The following is a 656-nucleotide window of genomic DNA, read 5'->3' as shown; positions in this document are numbered from 1 at the left end:
CGGCGCGGAGCAGTCCGCTCCAGTTCTCCCGGCTCCAGTCGGCCGGGCCGGTGGTACTCGTGAACTCCTCGACGAGGGAGAGGAACCGCGCGGGGTCGGTGTGGAACGGGAAGTGCCCGGCTCCCTCGAAGATCTCCAGGCGGCTGCCGGGCATCGCCTCGTGCGCCCCGTACGCGTGCCGTACGGGCACCACGCTGTCCCGGTCGCCCCATATCAGCATCGTGGGCATGCCCTCGGTGAGGTAGCAGCGGTCGAGCATGGTCACCACCTGGCCGCGCCAGTCGACCACGGCGCGCAGGGTACGGATGAAGGCGCTGCGCGAGGTCGCGTCGGGAAGCGCGTCCACGAGGGTGAGCAACTCCGGTGCGTCCTGGCCCAGATCGGTGTCGAGGAGTCGCATCAGGTGGGCGAACAGGCGTGCTTGCACACCCATGCCGGGCAGGCGCAGCGCGGAGAGCATCAGATGGGCGCCGGGCAGCGACACCGCCCGCAGGACCGGATTCACCTCGCGGCCCACGCCGCCCGCACTGACCAGGATCAGCCGCTCCGTGCGCTCCGGGAACTGGTACGCGAACTGCATGGCGACGCCGCCGCCGAGCGAGTGCCCGACCAGCGTGGCCTGTTCGATGTCGAGCGTGGACAGCAGGTCGCGCACC

1 protein-coding gene is annotated in these 656 nt (G+C 70.9%); it reads right to left on the bottom strand.

What is annotated here, in order from left to right; translation table 11 throughout:
• Positions 1 to 656: alpha/beta fold hydrolase (locus IEZ21_RS46960; RefSeq protein ID WP_189327922.1), on the bottom strand; the 656-nt coding region annotated here is incomplete at both ends.

The organism is Streptomyces flaveus (assembly GCF_014647675.1).
Lineage (GTDB): Bacteria > Actinomycetota > Actinomycetes > Streptomycetales > Streptomycetaceae > Streptomyces > Streptomyces flaveus.
The sequence above is the reverse complement of the archived record's forward strand: the minus strand, read 5'-3'. Positions and strand labels throughout refer to the sequence as shown.